This window comes from Streptomyces sp. SM1 (assembly GCF_002910825.1).
Taxonomy (GTDB): Bacteria; Actinomycetota; Actinomycetes; order Streptomycetales; family Streptomycetaceae; genus Streptomyces; species Streptomyces okerensis.
Genome location: NZ_NEUB01000505.1, coordinates 1 through 412, shown reverse-complemented (window position 1 = coordinate 412; position 412 = coordinate 1). Strand labels below are relative to the sequence as shown.

Annotated in this window: 1 pseudogene; it reads right to left on the bottom strand. The window is 76.0% G+C overall.

Annotation, left to right across the window (positions count from 1 at the left end):
* Positions 1 to 129: 129 nt before the first annotated feature.
* Positions 130 to 412 (bottom strand): annotated as a pseudogene (locus B9S61_RS12325) (peptidoglycan DD-metalloendopeptidase family protein); the annotation flags it as partial.

The following is a 412-nucleotide window of genomic DNA, read 5'->3' as shown; positions in this document are numbered from 1 at the left end:
TGGTCCGGCTCCGGAACGCCGGGGCGCGGTGGCCGTGCCGAGGGCGCGGCGGACCGCTCGTCCATCGGAGCCCGCCTCGCCCCTGGCGGACCGGTCCGGCAGGAACATCGGCGCGGGGCCGCAGGTGGCTCAGGGCGGTGCCGGGACGCCCAGGACCGGAAGCAGTCTCGACGGGCCTGCGCGCAGGAGCCAGGGGGGCAGCAGGGTGAGCGGGTTCAGGTAGGTGCCGGCTCGCAGGAGGCCCCAGTGCACGCAGGGGGCCGTGCAGTGGGAGCCCCTGGCTTCCACCGTGCCGATCACCTCGCCCGCCGTCACCTCCTCGCCCTCGGTCACCGACACACGGACCGGCTCGTAGGTCGTGCGCAGCGGGGGATCACCCGTCCCCGCCAGCTCCACCGAGACCACGCCCCTC